The 15,681-nt window shown below is 63.5% G+C and carries 12 protein-coding genes; 7 read left to right on the forward strand and 5 right to left on the reverse strand.

The window, feature by feature from the left end:
- Positions 1–117: 117 nt before the first annotated feature.
- Both AC07SU_RS14505 and cuyB read left to right on the forward strand, forming a co-directional pair.
- The gene (locus tag AC07SU_RS14505; RefSeq protein WP_494997398.1) at positions 118–1,380 is read left to right on the forward strand and encodes a dicarboxylate/amino acid:cation symporter; all 1,263 of its coding nucleotides are present in this window, start codon (positions 118–120) and stop codon (positions 1,378–1,380) included.
- Positions 1,377–2,825 (forward strand): cysteate racemase, encoded by a 1,449-nt coding sequence (cuyB, locus tag AC07SU_RS14510; RefSeq protein WP_494997399.1) that lies wholly within the window; start codon positions 1,377–1,379, stop codon positions 2,823–2,825. Before AC07SU_RS14505 ends, cuyB begins: the two co-directional genes overlap by 4 nt.
- 11 nt (positions 2,826–2,836) lie before the next feature.
- Here cuyB and AC07SU_RS14515 read toward each other — a convergent pair whose 3' ends face one another.
- From AC07SU_RS14515 to AC07SU_RS14525, 3 genes are all read right to left on the reverse strand, one after another.
- Positions 2,837–4,108 (reverse strand): cation:dicarboxylate symporter family transporter, encoded by a 1,272-nt coding sequence (locus tag AC07SU_RS14515; RefSeq protein ID WP_494997400.1) that lies wholly within the window; start codon positions 4,106–4,108, stop codon positions 2,837–2,839.
- 95 nt (positions 4,109–4,203) lie between these two features.
- The gene (locus AC07SU_RS14520; protein ID WP_494997401.1) at positions 4,204–5,412 is read right to left on the reverse strand and encodes a pyridoxal phosphate-dependent aminotransferase; all 1,209 of its coding nucleotides are present in this window, start codon (positions 5,410–5,412) and stop codon (positions 4,204–4,206) included.
- Positions 5,413–5,423: 11 nt separating this feature from the next.
- Positions 5,424–6,089, reverse strand: coding sequence for an RraA family protein (locus AC07SU_RS14525; protein ID WP_176998606.1), 666 nt, complete (start codon positions 6,087–6,089; stop codon positions 5,424–5,426).
- Positions 6,090–6,211: 122 nt separating this feature from the next.
- On the opposite strand from AC07SU_RS14525, the gene AC07SU_RS14530 reads away from it, so the two are divergent.
- Positions 6,212–7,108 carry a LysR family transcriptional regulator gene (locus AC07SU_RS14530; protein ID WP_259173921.1) on the forward strand — a complete coding sequence of 299 codons (897 nt, stop codon included), beginning with the start codon at positions 6,212–6,214 and terminating at the stop codon, positions 7,106–7,108.
- On the opposite strand, the gene AC07SU_RS14535 is transcribed toward AC07SU_RS14530, so the two are convergent.
- On the reverse strand, positions 7,105–7,998 hold the full coding sequence (locus AC07SU_RS14535; protein ID WP_494997402.1) for a LysR family transcriptional regulator: 894 nt from the start codon (positions 7,996–7,998) through the stop codon (positions 7,105–7,107). The two genes, AC07SU_RS14530 and AC07SU_RS14535, sit on opposite strands and share 4 nt — an antisense overlap.
- Positions 7,995–8,900 carry a LysR family transcriptional regulator gene (locus AC07SU_RS14540; protein WP_494997403.1) on the reverse strand — a complete coding sequence of 302 codons (906 nt, stop codon included), beginning with the start codon at positions 8,898–8,900 and terminating at the stop codon, positions 7,995–7,997. The genes AC07SU_RS14535 and AC07SU_RS14540 overlap by 4 nt, the downstream gene beginning before the upstream one ends.
- Before the next feature lie 154 nt (positions 8,901–9,054).
- Here AC07SU_RS14540 and AC07SU_RS14545 point away from each other — a divergent pair, with 154 nt between their 5' ends.
- The 4 genes from AC07SU_RS14545 to AC07SU_RS14560 all read left to right on the forward strand — a co-directional run bounded on the left by AC07SU_RS14545 (position 9,055) and on the right by AC07SU_RS14560 (position 15,674).
- Positions 9,055–10,383 (forward strand): MFS transporter, encoded by a 1,329-nt coding sequence (locus tag AC07SU_RS14545; protein ID WP_494997404.1) that lies wholly within the window; start codon positions 9,055–9,057, stop codon positions 10,381–10,383.
- Positions 10,384–10,391: 8 nt separating this feature from the next.
- Positions 10,392–11,426 (forward strand): hydroxyacid dehydrogenase, encoded by a 1,035-nt coding sequence (locus AC07SU_RS14550; RefSeq protein ID WP_494997405.1) that lies wholly within the window; start codon positions 10,392–10,394, stop codon positions 11,424–11,426.
- 99 nt (positions 11,427–11,525) lie between these two features.
- The gene (locus AC07SU_RS14555; RefSeq protein ID WP_494997406.1) at positions 11,526–12,590 is read left to right on the forward strand and encodes a hypothetical protein; all 1,065 of its coding nucleotides are present in this window, start codon (positions 11,526–11,528) and stop codon (positions 12,588–12,590) included.
- Positions 12,591–12,644: 54 nt separating this feature from the next.
- A complete protein-coding gene (locus AC07SU_RS14560; RefSeq protein WP_494997407.1) occupies positions 12,645–15,674 on the forward strand; it encodes a porin in 3,030 nt (1,009 codons plus the stop codon).
- The last annotated feature ends 7 nt before the right edge of the window (positions 15,675–15,681 follow it).

Raw genomic sequence — 15,681 nt, forward strand, 5'->3', positions numbered from 1 at the left:
CGCTAACTATTCCAAAAGCGCATGGGGTTAGCCGGATTACTCATCATGACGCCCGGGCGCTGTCCCTAGAATTTCTGCCCATCACCCACACAACAAAAACCACATGAGGGCAGCACTGTGAAGCACAACAAACTTCCCCGTCGAATTGCAGCCGGCATCGCCTTGGGCGTGCTGGTGGGTTGGGCGTGTCATCACTTTGCAGGGAGCGAGCAGGGCGCTAAGGAGCTGGCCGGGTATTTCTCGATGGTCACCGACATCTTCCTGCGCATGATCAAGATGATCATCGCGCCACTGGTCTTCGCCACGCTGGTGGGCGGCATCGCCAGCCTGGGCAGTTCGCGTTCGGTGGGGCGTATCGGCCTGCGTGCGATGCTTTGGTTTGTGACGGCGTCGCTGGTCTCGTTGCTGTTGGGCATGGCCCTGGTCAACCTGTTCCAGCCTGGTGCGGGGATGAACCTGCAGGTGGTGCAAAACGCAGCGGCGGCGGTGCCGGTCAATACCGGTGACTTCAGCCTCAAGGCGTTCATCAGCCACGTGTTCCCGCGCAGCATCGCCGAAGCCATGGCCAACAACGAGATCCTGCAGATCGTGGTGTTTTCGCTGTTCTTCGGCTTTGCCCTGGCGGGTGTGAAGCGCGCCGGTTACACGCGCATTACCGACACCGTGGATGAACTGGCCAAGGTGATGTTCAAGATCACCGACTACGTGATGGCCTTCGCGCCGATCGGTGTGTTCGCGGCGATTGCGTCGGCGATCACCACCAACGGCCTGGGCTTGCTCGCCGATTACGCCAAGCTTATCGCTGAGTTCTACTTGGGGATCGTCCTGTTGTGGGGGCTGCTGTTCACGGCCGGCTATTTGTTCCTCGGGCGCTCGGTGTTCACTCTCGGCAAGCTGATCCGCGAGCCCATCCTCTTGGCGTTTTCCACCGCCAGCAGCGAGTCGGCCTACCCCAAAACCATGGAAGCACTGGAGAAATTCGGCGCCCCCAAGCGCGTGTCCAGCTTCGTGCTGCCGCTGGGCTATTCGTTCAACCTCGACGGCTCGATGATGTACCAGGCCTTCGCGATCATGTTCATCGCCCAGGCCTACAACATCGACCTGAGCTTCACCCAGCAACTGCTGATTTTGCTCACGCTGATGATCACCAGCAAAGGCATGGCCGGCGTCGCCCGGGCGTCGGTTGTGGTGGTGGCGGCGACCCTACCGATGTTCAACCTGCCCGAAGCCGGCTTGCTGCTGATCATTGGTATCGACCAGTTCCTCGACATGGCCCGCACCGCCACCAACGTGGTCGGAAACAGCATCGCCACGGCAGTGGTGGCGCAATCAGAGGCCGAAGAAGAGCCCGCCGAAGCGCCACAGGCGGTGCGCACATGAGCAGTACGCGACGGCTGGGCATCGTCGGCGGGCTGGGTTCGCTGGCCGGGGCCGACCTGTTCTACAAGCTGGTCAAGTCCCGGGCAGTGCTGGAGGACCAGGGCCGCTATCACTTCCTGTTCGAGCAGCATCCGTTCAAGGACGTGCTGCTGCCGCTGGACCGCCACGCCAGCATGACGTCGCGCAAGTTCTACGTGTTCCAGGTGTGCAAGACCTTTGAAAACAGCAGCGTGGACGCGGTGCTGCTGCCGTGTTTCGCCAGCCAGACCTTTCGCGAGGAGATCCAGCAGGAGCTGGGCATCCCCGTGCTGGACATGATGCAAGCACTCGCCCAGCACATCACCCGCAGCGTTACACCTGGCACGCGCCTGGGCGTGATTGCGTCGGACTTCGTGCGCCACTGCGGCCTGTTTGAAAGACACCTCGGCCAGCACTTCAACCTGCTGTACCCCGACGCCGAGGCACAGACGGCCTTGATGGAGGCGATGTACGGCGTCAACGGCATCAAGGACGGCCACCTGGAAGGCGTGCCGCTGGAGGGCGTGTACCAGGCCTGCCTGTCCTTGCAAGAACAGGGCGCCACGCTGATCGTGCCGGGCATGACCGAACTGTCACTGGTCTGCGGCGACTTGCAGCGGCGCGGCATCAGCGCGCTCGACATCAACGGGCTCTACGCCGACTTCGCCACCCAGGCCGATGGCCCGGCCCGCCAACCACCGTTCAAGCTGGGCATCGTCGGCGGCGTGGGCCCGGCCGCCACCGTGGACTTCATGGGCAAGGTGGTCGCCCACACGCCGGCCGGCAAAGACCAGGACCATATCAAGATGGTGGTCGAGCAAAACCCGCAGATTCCCGATCGCACCGCCAACCTGCTACGTGATGAAACCGACCCGACCCTGGCTCTGTACGCCACCTGCAAACGCTTGGAAAGCGCCGGCGCCCAGGCCATTGCTATTCCGTGCAACACCGCCCATGCGTTTGTCGAGCGCCTCCAGCCGCACCTGCGCGTGCCCATCGTCAACATGCTCAGCGAGACCGTGGAGTGGATCGCGCAGCACTACGGCAGTGGCCAGGCGGTCGGGCTGCTGGCCACCTCCGGCACGGTGCAAAGCCAGGTCTATCACCACGCGGCACGGCGTTCGGGGTTGCAGTTGATCACGCCGGGTTTTGATTACCAGGCACTCGTCATGGAGGCGATCTACGGTGAGCGGGGCATCAAGGCGGGGTTTACCGACGGCATCTGCCGCGAGCAATTGCTGCTGGCGGCCGAGCACTTGTGTGAGCAGGGGGCGAAGGTGTTGATCCTTGGCTGCACCGAGTTGCCGTTGGTACTGGCCCACAGCGAGGCTTTCGAGATCAACGGTCACCGCGTGGCGCTGGTGGACCCCACCACGATCCTCGCGCGCCAGTGCATCCGGCTGTCACAGGTGAGCGTTGCTCGATAGGCGTTGCGTCCTTATCCCCGTCGTACAGGCGCTGCCTCTATGACCGGTTGACGTTCATGCCCCTCCCACTTGGCAATCACCAACGGCGCCAACGCATTGCCCAGCACGTTCAACGCCGTGGTGGGCATTTCCATCAAGCGGTACACACCGGCGATAAACGCAATGCCTTCCAACGGCAGGCCGGCGCTGGCCAGGGTGGCCGAAAGAATCACGAACATGAAGCCCGGCACCCCGGCTGCACCTTTGGAGGTGAGCACCATGGTCACCACCAGCAAGGCCTGGTCGCCCAGGCTCAGGTCGATACCGTAGAGCTGCGCGACAAACAACGTGCCGATGCCCAGGAACAACGAGGCGCCGTCCAGGTTGAACGAGTAACCCACCGGCACTACAAAACTCACCAGCGAGGGTGGCACGCCGTAGGTTTCGAGCTTTTTCATCAGCTGTGGCATCACCGCGGCCGAGCTGGCGGTGGAGAAGGCCAGGGCCAGTTCGTCCTTGATATGGCGCATCAAGGCAAACAGGTTGATCCCGAACATCCGTGCAATCAGGTTCAGCACCACCAGCACAAAAAACACGATGGACACGTAGCTCACAAGGATCAGCTTGGCCAACGGCAGCAACGAGCCAAACCCGAAGTTGGCCACGGTCACCGCGATCATGCCGAACACGCCAATCGGTGAGTAGGCCATGATCATCGAGGTGACCTTGAACATTGCATCGCTGACCCCACGCAACAGCGCGATCACCGGGTCTTTGCGTTCGGCGGGCAAACGCGACACGCCCAGGCCGAACATCACCGCAAAGAACAGCACCGACAACAGGCTGCCCTGGGCCATGGCGCTGATCACGTTGTCGGGGATGATCCCGACGATGATCTGGCCCAGGCTATGCCCGGCGCCGCTGCTGGTGGGCAGGCTGATAGTGGCGGCGTGCAGGCTGGAAAGCTCGGTGCCGGCGCCGGGCTTGAGCAGGTTGCCCAGCACCAGCCCGACGATGATCGCCAGGGTGGTGATGCAGAAGAAATAGCCCAGGGACCTGACCCCGATGCGGCCCAGGGATTTGCCGTCACCGTGCCCGGCAATGCCCACCACCATGCAGGAAAACACGATCGGCACGACGATCATCTTCATCAGCTTGATAAAAATGTCGCCCGCCGGTTGCAGCACGTTGTCCACCAGCCATGGGCGGGACTCGGGAAAGCGGTGCAACAGGGCGCCGATGGCGATGCCGGTGAGCAAGCCGATAACGATTTGCCAGACCAGCGCGATGCGGGGCGTGTGCATAGGAATGCCTCATTTGCGATCAATGATTTTTTAAGTTGTTGTTCTAGGCAGTCGAAAGGCGGCCGCGGTCGGCCGCCGGGTGCAGCGGGAAGCCGTCAGCGCAGGTCGTGGCATGCGTCTTTGAGACGACGGCATCCTTCTTCGATCACGTCCAGGGCGCTGGCAAACGACAAGCGTACATACGGCGACATGCCGTAGGCCGCGCCGCTGACCGTGGCCAGGCCGTAGTCACGCAGCAGGTAATCCACCAGTTGCGTGTCGTCCTCCAGGCGGTCGCCCGCCGGGGTGAGCTTGCCCATCAACGCGCTCACATTGACGAACACGTAGAACGCACCGTCCGGTGGGGTGCAGCTCACCCCGGGAATGTCCGCCAGCAAGCCCAGCATGTGCGCACGGCGTTGCTGGTACTGCGCACGCATGTCGGCGATGGGGGCCTGCTCGCCGGCAAAGGCGGCCACAGCGGCGGCCTGGCTCAGGGAGCTGGGGCAGGTGGTGGTTTGCGACAGCAGCTTGGCGATGGCCGAGATCAACCACGCCGGGCCGGCCCCAAACCCCAGGCGCCAACCGGTCATGGCGTAGCCCTTGGACGCGCCGTTGACGATCAGCGTGCGCGGCTTGAGGTCGGGCGCCAGGCGCGTCAACGGTACATGCCGGGCGTCGCCGTAGACAAAGTGCTCGTAGATCTCATCGGCCATGACCAGCACATGGGGATGGCGCCGCAGCACGTCGGCCAGCGCCTTCAGTTCGGCCTCGCTGTACACCGCGCCGCTGGGGTTGTTGGGGCTATTGAGGATCACCCATTTGGTGCGTGGGGTGATCGCCTGCTCCAGGGTGTCGGGCGCGAGTTTGAAGCTCAGGCTTTCATCGCCGGGGATGATCACCGGCGTGGCATCGTTGAGGCGCGCGATGTCCGGGTAGGACACCCAATACGGCGTGTGCACGATCACTTCGTCGCCACGGTTCAGGGTGGCGGCCAGCGCGTGATAGATGATGTGCTTGCCGCCGCAGCCGGCCACGACTTCGTCCAAGCCGTAGACCAGGCCATTGTCCCGGGCGAGCTTCAGGCAGATGGCCCGGCGCAGGGCCAGGGTGCCGGTGGTCGGCGTGTAGTGGGTGTCGCCACTGTGCATCGCCAGGCTGGCCGCTTGCAGGATGTGCGGCGGGGTGTCGAAGTCCGGCTCGCCCACGGTGAAGTTGACGATGTCACGGCCCTCGGCGCGCAGCTCGCTCACCAGGGCATTGGCGGCAACGCTGGGGGAGGGCGCAATGCCCAAAACGCGGTCGGAAAGAAATGCAGTGCTCATCAGGGTGTCCTTCAGTCCGCCAGGCCGGCGTTGGCCAGCACCTTGTCGATCCAACTCTGGCGCACCGCGCCGGTGGCGATTTCGGCTTTCACCGCTTCTTCATGCTCGGCGTGTTGCCCGGCGCGGCGCAGCACTTCGGCGGCATCGGCCTGGGAGAACGCCACCAGGCCATCTTCATCGCCCACAAGCAGGTCGCCCGGGTTGATCAGCATGCCGCCGATGGACACCGGCACGTTCACCTCGCCGGGGCCAGTCTTGTAAGGGCCGGTGTGCACCACCGCACGGGCGTAGCAGGGCGTGTCGTCGAAGCTGGCGACGTCGCGGATCGCACCGTCGATCACAAACCCGACGCAGCCGCGTTGCTGGGCGTAGAGCTTGACCAGTTCGCCGATCACCGCGTTGTTGGTGTCGCCCTGGCCGTCCACCACCAGCACGTGGCCGGGTTGCATCATGCTCATGGCTTTGTAGATCAGCAGGTTGTCGCCGGGGCGGGTCTTTACGGTGATCGCCGTGCCCACCAGCTTGCCGGTGCGGTTGTAGCGCGTCAGGCCACGGGCGCCGATGTGCCGGCCCAGGTTGTCGCTGATGTGCGGCGTGACCACGTGGGCGAACGCCTCCACCAGTTCGGCCGGGGCCATCGGTGCGTTGGGAAGGATGCGGGAACCGGGCAAGGACATGGCAAATCTCCAGAATCGTTGGATAGCGACGGGCTATGGCCAAATCTTAGGAGCGATGAACGGACAGTTTTAGCGATATTTTATGATGTGTTAGCATCGCTTTTTATCATGAGTTGGCCGGCATGATCACCTTCAAGCAAATCGACGCGCTCTACTGGATTGCCGAACTGGGCAGCTTCGAAGCGGCGGCGAACAAGCTGAACATGTCGCAGTCGGCAATCTCCAAGCGCATCCAGGAGCTGGAAGAAACCTTCGATGTGGAGATTTTCGACCGCAGCAAGCGCAATGCGCGGCTGACCGAAAAGGGCGGCGAACTGCTCGACTACGCCCGCGACCTGCTCAACAGCCGCGACCAGTTGCTCGAACGGGTCAGCGCGCGCAACGTGCTGGTGCGCCGGTTTCGCCTCGGGGTCACCGAGCTGACTGCGCTGACCTGGCTGCCGGCCCTGGTGGAGGCGCTGCGTCAGGCGTACCCGAAGGTGCAGATCGAACCGTCGGTGGAACTCAGCAGCGAACTGTTCCGCAAACTGGAAAGCGATCAACTGGACCTGGTGATCGTGCCCGACGCCTACAGCGACTCACGCTTTCACAGCACCCCGCTGCAAAGCGTGGACAACGCCTGGATCTGCTCGCCCGGGCTGATCCCTGACGCCGACCCGGTCAGCCTGGAAACCCTGGCCAGCTACACCGTGCTCACCCAGGGCTCGCAGTCGGGCACCGGCTTGATCTATGAGCGCTGGATGGCCACCCATAACGTGCAGATGCCGCGCACGCTCACCAGCCACAACCTGTTGGTGCAGGTGGGCTTGGCGCTGTCGGGGATTGGCGTGAGCTACCTGCCCAAGGCGTGCCTGTCCCATCTGATCGAACAAGGTTCACTGCGGGCGTTGGTCACCGAACCGGAATTGCCGAGCGTGCGTTATGTGGCGTTGCACCGGGTCGATCGCCAGTTCGGCTTGAACCAGGACGTGGCGCAGATGGCCCAGGCCTGCTGCGATTTCTCGCGGTTGTTGCTCTAACGGCTGGCATCGCCCTGGGTCGACTGGCGCGCCAGGTCGGCCAGGGTGTCAATCAGCGCAGTGCGCCCATGTTTGAGAAACGCCAGGTGATAGTTCACCGCCGCCGGTGGCACCTCAAGCGTCACTTCCTGAAATTCCCCGCGTTCGATCTCTTCCACAAACAAACCCCTGGGCAAACAGCTGATGCCTACCCCCGCACGGATCAACGCCAGCAGCGCGAACAGGCTGTTGCTGCCGTACACGTGGTTGAACTCGATACCCTCCTGGGCAAACAGCTGCTCGCAGCGCTGGGTGATCCCCGAGTCCGGGCCTTGCACGATGATCGGCCACAGCGCCAGTTGTTTGAGGGACAGCGTGGTGCCTTCGGGGAACAGGTGCGGCGGTGCCAGCCAGGTGAAGGTGATCGATTGCAGCGGGATTGAGGCCATGGCGGCGGTGACGTAGTCCTGCGGGATCACGACCAGGTCCAGGTCACCGTCGAGCAGCTTGCGTTGCAGGCGTGCGGACAGGTCCACGTCCGGGTGCAGGGTGATGTCCGGCAGCTGGGCCTTGGTGCGCGCAACGAAGTCGGTGAACCAGGTGATGGTTACCAGCTCCGTCAACCCCATGCGCACGGCGCGCGGTACCTGGTGGGCGGCGCCGCGCAAGGCGTCCAGCTGGGCCAGGCTGGCGATCAGGCCTTCGCTGGCCTCCAGCAATTCGGCACCCTTGGGGCTCAGTTGCACCTTGTGGCTGCCGAGTTCGAACAGCGGCAGGCAAGCTTGTTTTTCCAGTTCCTGCAGGCGCTTGGTGGCGGCAGACTGGGTGATGAACAGGCGCGTGGCGGCCCGCTGCAAGGTGCCGAGCTTGAGGGTCCAGTAAAAGGTTTCGATCTGCTTGATGTTGATCATGCCGGGCGCCCATAAGCTTGTTGCAGGTCGCAGTGCTCGCCGAGCAGTTCCATCACATGCCGGTGAAACGGGCTGTAGCTGTCGGCCCGCGCCAGCGCCACATAGGGTGTGGTGGGCAGCGGCGGCCTCACGTCGAGCTTCACCAACTGCCCATTGAGCAAGTAGGGCGCGGCGGTGATGTCGGGCAGGTAGGTCACGCCCAGGCCGGACACGGTCAGGCCGATCAGGGCCGCCAGGCTGCTGCACGGGATGTGCGCGCTGGGGCTGGCCTGGTGCGTGGCGAGCCAGCTGTCCACCAGCAGGCCGGAGCCCGACAGCCGGCCCTGGGCGAGCAGGGTGCAATGGCTCAAATCTTCCAGGCTCAGGGGCTGCTGGTGATCGAGTACGCCCGGCGCGCAGAACCAGTTGTTGCGCACCTCATCGAGTGCCACCTTGATCAGGCCATTGCTGCTGAACGCATCCGGCACCACGATCACATCGACCTGGCCGGCCATCAGCAACCCATGCAGGCGCACGCTGAGGTCGACCTCCGGCTCGATGCGCACCTTGGGGTAATGGCTGGAAACCGCCTTGATCAAGCGCGGCAGCCAGGTCAGGGCGCTGAGTTCGGTGATGCCGATGCGCAACCTACGGCTGAGCACCTGCGGGCTGATCAGGCAACTGTTGACGATGTCGCGCTGCAACAGCACGTCGCGGGCCTGGGCCACCACCGGTGCGGCCAGCGCGGTGAGCCGGGCGCCACGGCCGCTGCGGTCGAACAGCGCAAACCCCAGCCAGTGCTCCAGTTCCTGGATCTGCCGGGAAATGGCCGACTGCACCTGGCCCAGGCGATTGGCCGCACCGTCGAAGGTGCCGTGGTCGACCACGGCAATCAGCGCTTCCAGCTGTTTGAAGGTAGGCACAGGATGAATTCCATCTGGTTTTGGAATGTTTTTAGTTCACGGAATATCTCTATGTCTACTTAAATTTCCTCGGCACTATCCCGCTCACGGCCTACTGGCGTGAGGGTTTCTTCACGGCGTACCGACCATAACTCCAAGAAAGATCGGTGAAGAAATGAAAGCTGACTCCAAATCCACCAGCCGTTTCCGCTGGGTCGTGGCGGCGCTGTTTTTCCTGGCCTACATGGTGGCCGGTGCCGACCGTGCCAACATCGGCGTGGTGGTGCCCTTCATCAAGCAGGAATACCACCTGAGCAACACCGACATCGGCGCCCTGGCGAGCCTGTTCTACCTGACCTACGCCATCGTGCAGATCCCCGCCGGCTACCTGTTCGGCCGCTACGGCATCCGCCAGCTGCTGACCGGTTCGCTGGTCCTGACCTCCCTGGCCACCTTGCTCATCGGCTTCACCTCCAGCGTGCTGCAGCTCAAGCTGGCGCGGGCGTTGCTGGGGGCGGCGGAAGGGCCGATCAACATCGGCATCGTGTCGATCATCAACCGCTGGTTTCCGCCGAGCGAAAAGGGCCTGGCCACGGGCATCTTCATGTCGTCGATCAAGGTGGCGCCGGCCATCGTGCCGCCGCTGTGTGCCTACATCGTGCACCTGTACGGCTGGCGCGAAGTGTTCTTTTTCTTCGCTATCCCGGGGTTCTTCGTGGCCCTGTTGTGGTGGTGGCTGGTCAAGGACGATCCGGCCGACAGCCCGCACTGTTCGGCCAGCGAGTTGCAGCATATCCAGGGCAGCCAAGCCCAGGGCGCGGCCTCGGTCCAGCCGATGGTGCGTATCCCGGCGTGGTTCGACCGGCTGATCCGCACCCGCCAGGTGCCGCTGCTGGCCGACAACAAAAGCATCCTCGCCTCATGGAACGTGTGGGCCTGTGCCATGGGCTACTTCCTGATGGTGGGCATTACCTATTCGATCATGACCTGGGTGCCCACTTACCTGATCACCGTCAAACAGTACTCGGTGCTGAAGATGGGCATGGTGGCCTCCGCGCCGTGGGTTGGCGCGATCATCGGCAACCTGCTGGGCGGCTGGCTCTCGGACCGGGTGTTCGACCGTCGGCGCAAACCGGCGATGCTGATCGGTTCGCTGGCCACGGTGCTGATGATGGTCGTGCTGCTCAACGCGCCCAGCGACCCCGTGCTGTTGTCGGCGGTGTTCCTGCTGGCGGGCATCCTGCTCAACATCGGCTACTCCACGTTCCTGGTGTACCCCATGGGCCTGGCCACCAAGGAGCGTGTGCCGTTTGCCGCGTCCATCGTCAATACCGGCGGTTCCCTGGGCGGTGCCTTCACGCCGTTCGTGGTCGGCTTGTTGCTCGATCATTTCAATTGGGACTACGTGTTTGGTTTTCTCGGCGTGAGCTCGCTGATCACCTTCGCCATCGTGCTCACCATGGTCGAACCACGCCCTTCAACTGCTGCCAACCCACAATCCTAGGAGCCCGGATGAACCGAGTGATGCAGGTGTGTCGCCTAGATTTCTGGATCAACCCCGTCTTTGACGAAATGATCCAGGCCACCCCCCAACTGGCGCTGCAGGTGCTGCCGCGCCAGGGCGACGATGAACGCACCCTGGCCGCCTTGCGCCAGGCCCACGCCTACCATGTCTCGGCCGCCAAGGACGAGTTGCCCAGGCACTGGTTTGCCGGCCCGGCGTTGATCGAGCAGTGCCCGGCACTGCTCTGCGTGTCGTCGGGCGGCGCGGGGTTCGACACAGTGGATGTGGCCGCCTGCAGCCGTGCGGGCATTGCCGTGATGAACCAGGCGGGTGCCAATGCCCACTCGGTGGCCGAGCACACCTTTGGCCTGCTGCTGGCGGTGGTCAAGCGCATCGTCGAGTCCCACAACACCCTGCGCCACGCCACGGGTTTCAGTCGCGAAGACCTGATGGGCGAAGAGATCCATGGGCGCACCCTCGGCCTGATCGGCTTGGGGGAAATCGGTCGGCGCGTGGCGACCATCGCTCGCGGTTTTGGCCTGGAAGTGCTGGCCTACGACCCCCACCTGCGCGATGAGCAGATGCAGGCCCATGGCGCGCAGCCGGTGACCTTGGCCGAGCTGTTGCGGCGCAGTGATGTTGTGTCCCTGCATTGCCCGCTGGATGCCAGCACTCGCCACTTGATGGGCGCCGAGCAGTTCGCCGCGATGAAGCGGGGGGCGGTATTCCTCTCGACTGCCCGGGGTGGCATCCATGATGAAGCGGCGTTGTACGTGGCCCTCAAGAACGGCCATTTGAGCGGCGCCGGGCTGGATGTGTGGGCCTGCGAACCCCCGCCCCGGGATGCACCGCTGATGACCTTGCCCAATGTGGTCGCGACGTTTCACACGGCAGGCGTCACCCACGGTGGGCGGCGCAATGTGGCGCGTTCATCGGCGGCGCAGATCGCGGCGTTGCTGCGTGGCGAGCGCCCGCCCCATCTGCTGAACCCCGAAGCCTGGGGGCTGATCCGCGAGCGGGTAGGGCGTGTGCTGGGCGCCTGATAGGCATATTTTTTAAGTATCCAAACCCCGTTATTTAGATATTTTTAATAGGTGGACAGCACTGATAGGCTCTTAAAAAAACAAGAGAAGTGCCCGGTCATGTTCATAAGCCTGCCCACCGCCCTGAAACCCTTCACCGCCGTTTTGGCGTCCCTCGCCCTGATGGGCACCCTGAGCAGTTGCGCCAAGGTCGACGTGCACAGCGAAGGCGTCGACAAGCCTGAAGCCGATGCCCGCCAGGTCCTGCGCCTGGGCCACGATGACAGCGCCTACCCGTTCCCGATCTACGCCAACGCCGACCTCTACAACCCGCCCAAGACCCTGGAGCGTGCGGTGGTGATTTTGCACGGCGTGCAGCGTGACGCCGACCAGTACTTCAACACCGGTCGCAAGCTGCTGGGCAACGCCCGTCTGCCGAGCACCACCACCTTGTTGCTGGCGCCGAATTTCCTCACCCCCACCGATTCAGGCGTGAGCAATGACATGCCGCTGTGGCCACGGGACAAGTGGATGCACGGCATCGAATCGCAGTTCGGGCGCAAAGGCATTCCAGCCTTCCAGGTGCTCGACGATGTGGTCGGCTACCTGTCCGATCGCCAGCGATACCCGGCGCTCAAGGAAATCGTGATGGTCAGCCATTCGGCCGGCGCGCAACTGATGCAACGCTACGCGGTGATGAATGACCTCGACGCCAGCCTCAAGGCCCACGGCCTGACGATCCGCTACGTGGTCGCCAGCCCCTCGAGCTACGTGTACTTCGACGAAAACCGTTTGCAGGACGGCGTGTTCAAGCCGGTGGTGAGCATCATGTGCCCCAGCTACAGCCGCTATCGCTATGGCCTCGACAATGCGCCCGCCTACCTGCAGAACCAGCACCTGACGAACCGCCAAGTGTTTGCCCGCTATGCCGCGCGCGATATCACCTACCTGGTCGGTGCCCAGGACAACAACCCCACCAGCCGTGTGCTCGACAGCTCCTGCGGGGCCAATTACCAGGGCGACACCCGGCTTGATCGGCAATTGAATTTCGTCAGCTACGAGCAGTTCTTGTCGAACCAATGGCAGATCCCCTTGCGCCATCCCCAGCACACGATTCCCGGTATCGGCCACAACGCGGCGCGCCTCTTGGGTGACAAGGCGGTGGCGCGAATGCTGTTTCCCTGAGCTCCACGCTGTTTGCCCAACGCTGCGTCTCGATAAAAACAATAAGAGAACTGTATGAGCCCAACTCTCCCCACTGCCCGGGTGCCACGCGCCTGGGGGCCTGGCGCATTGTCGCTGCTGGCCGCCGCCCTGATCGCTGCCCAGGCCCAGGCTGACACGCTGCCGTCGTCGGGCACTCTGTTCGATAACAGCCGCTCGGTGCTGCGCCCCACCGACAATGCCCAGCCGGCCGCTCCCGGCAGTGTGCGCATCGAAAGCCAGGACGACACGCCAGTGCCCAAAGCGGGCAACTCGACGGTGCAAGTGCAGGTCAAGCGCTTCGTGGTCACCGGCAACCGCGAACTCAGCGATGCCCAGTTGCAACCGGTGCTGCTGCCCTACGCCGGCAAGACCCTCAACCTGGATGGCCTGCGTGACGCCGCCGCGCAGGTCACCGCGCTGTACCGGGCGCGGGGGTACCTGGTGGCGCGGGCCTATCTGCCAGCCCAGGACATTCAACATGGCCAGGTAACCATCGGTGTCTCCGAGGGCGTGATCGGCCAGGTCAGCGCATTGCCGGACGCCAATGTGCGTCTGCGCCCCGAAGTGCAGCAGCAGTTCATCCATGCGCTGCCCTCCGGCACCATCATCCGTGAGCAGGACCTGGAGCGCGTGCTGCTGCGCCTGTCGGACATCACCGGCGTGGCCGTGCACGCGATCCTGCGGCCGTCGCAGCAGCCCGGCGCCGCCGACATCGTGCTCAAGCTCAGCGAAATGACCGCCTGGACCGCCCGCGCCGCCATCGATAACTACGGCAACTACTACACCGGCAGCAACCGCCTGACTTCCAGCGTCAGCCTCAACGACGCCCTGGGCCTTGGCGACAGTTTTACCGCCACTTCGCAGAACTCCTTCGAAGGCCTGAACATCAAGGGCATCGGTTACCAGCAACCGCTGGGCGCCACCGGGATCTCGGTGGGCGCCAACTACGCCGAGCTGGAATACAGCATCGGCAAGAACCTCAAGGGCCTGGATGCCGACGGCACCGCGCAGGTGTCTTCGGTGTTCATCAACAGCTCGCTGCTGCGTTCGCGTGACAGCAATATCAGCTTCAACCTGGCCGAAGATCACCGGCGCTTCGAAGACTCCGCCGGTGGTTTTACCGTGAACAAGTCGGCGGTGTTTCGCAGCGCCACGCTGTACGGCAACTGGCGCGATGACTGGCAAGGCAGCAACACCTGGAGCCTGGCCTACGGCATTGGTGACCTGGACAAGAAAACGCCTGCCGACGCCGCGTTGGATGCGCTCACCGCCAACGCTGCCGGGCACTACAAGAAGGCCAACCTGAGCTTCAGCCGCCTGCAATACCTGGGCAATGGCTACTCGCTGTTTGGCTCGGTGACCGGGCAGTGGGCCGACAAGAACCTCGACTCCTCGGAAAAACTCAGCCTCGGCGGGCCGAACGGTGTGCGCGCCTATCCTGTCGGTGAAGTGGCCGGCGATGAAGGCGTGCTCGGCCGCCTGGAACTGCGCAAATACCTCGGGCGCTTCAACGGCGCCATCGCCGAGGGCACGTTGTTTGCCGATGCGGGCAAGGTCACGGTCAACAAGAACCCGTGGGACGCCAGTGAAAACACCCTCACGCGCTACGGCTACGGCGTGGGCCTGAACCTCTATCACCGCGACCTGGTGATGAACACCAGCCTGGCGTTCTCCCCGGGAGCCGACCCCACCAGCGATGACCGTGCGGCCAAGCGCTTGTGGTTCTCGATTTCCGGTTCGCCCCAGGCGTTCGCCGGGCTGGCCAGCGACATCGGCTCCAAGGGTGAAGACTTCGAAGTGGCCGAGACCGACACCGTCATCTACGGCAACTTCGGCATCGTCCCAGAATACGTCGATCGCCACGGCTCCACCCCGGCAGCACCGGCTGACCAGAGCCGCCTGGCCACGCCGAACGGGCGCAACATGGCGAGCTTCTGGCGCGCCCGCGACAACGTGTCCGCCCTCGGCGTGCACGGTGGTTATGGCCTCACCGATGACTGGAAGCTGCTGTGGCAACTGGAATACGGCATCTCGATGAACTACACCGCGAGCAACGACAAGTCGGTGAACCCGTCGGCGTCGCCGAGCACCAAACTGCGCAACACCGGTGCGGCGTTCAATAACACCGACTACGGCACGTTGCTGTATGGCGTGTGGGACATGCCGATGAAGGAGTCCACCACCACCCTGGACCCGTTCAACGGCAAGACCAGTGCGGCGTACTTCAACATCATCGGCTCGCCGGGCTTCAGCGCCGGCCTGTCGACCAACGTCAACGGCCCGCAGAGCTACAACGACACAGCGGTGAATGGCGACGCGGCGTTCAACCGCCGCCAGGCCGGCGTGGTGGAATACTGGACGCCGGAGTGGAACGGCCTGCAACTCAAACTGGCCTATTCGAACAACGGCATGAGCGCCGCCAGTGATGTGGACAAAGGCTATGTCTACGGCAGCAGCCTGACCTACAACAACGGCGGCTTCACGGCGGTGTTCGCCACCGAACGGCACATCAACTACTTCGGCATTGCGGATCTTGGGCGCAACGCGCGCGGGCTTGGCAGCAGTACCCACGTCACCGATGGCACCTCGTCGGATGATTTCAGTTTCCGCTACGGGCTGGCCTACGACTTTGGCGCGACCAAGCTGTCGCTGATCGCCGATGACCTGTCCTATTCCGAAGACGGCGTGATCAACACCAGCACCACCACCAGCGACCTTTCCAAGTATCGCCGTCGGGCCTACCTGCTGGGCGCATCCCACAAGATCGGCCCCTGGACCCTGAAGGCCAGCTACGGCAAGGCCTTGCCCGGCAAATGCGAGATGATCCGCGCCACCCCGGTGGAGTGCGACACCCACGGCATGGGCGCCACCCAGTACGCCATCGGCGCCAACTACAAGCTGACCAAGCGCATCGACCTGTTCACCCAGTACGTGCTGCTGAAGAACAACTCCCTGGCCAACTACAACTTCGCCCTTACCGGCGTCACGGCGGCCAGCGGTTATTCGCCCGGCGCGGGCACCACCATCAGCGCCGTCGGCACTGGCATCAACTATTCGTTCTGAGGAGAAG

The organism is Pseudomonas sp. GW821-FHT05H12 (assembly GCF_059419385.1).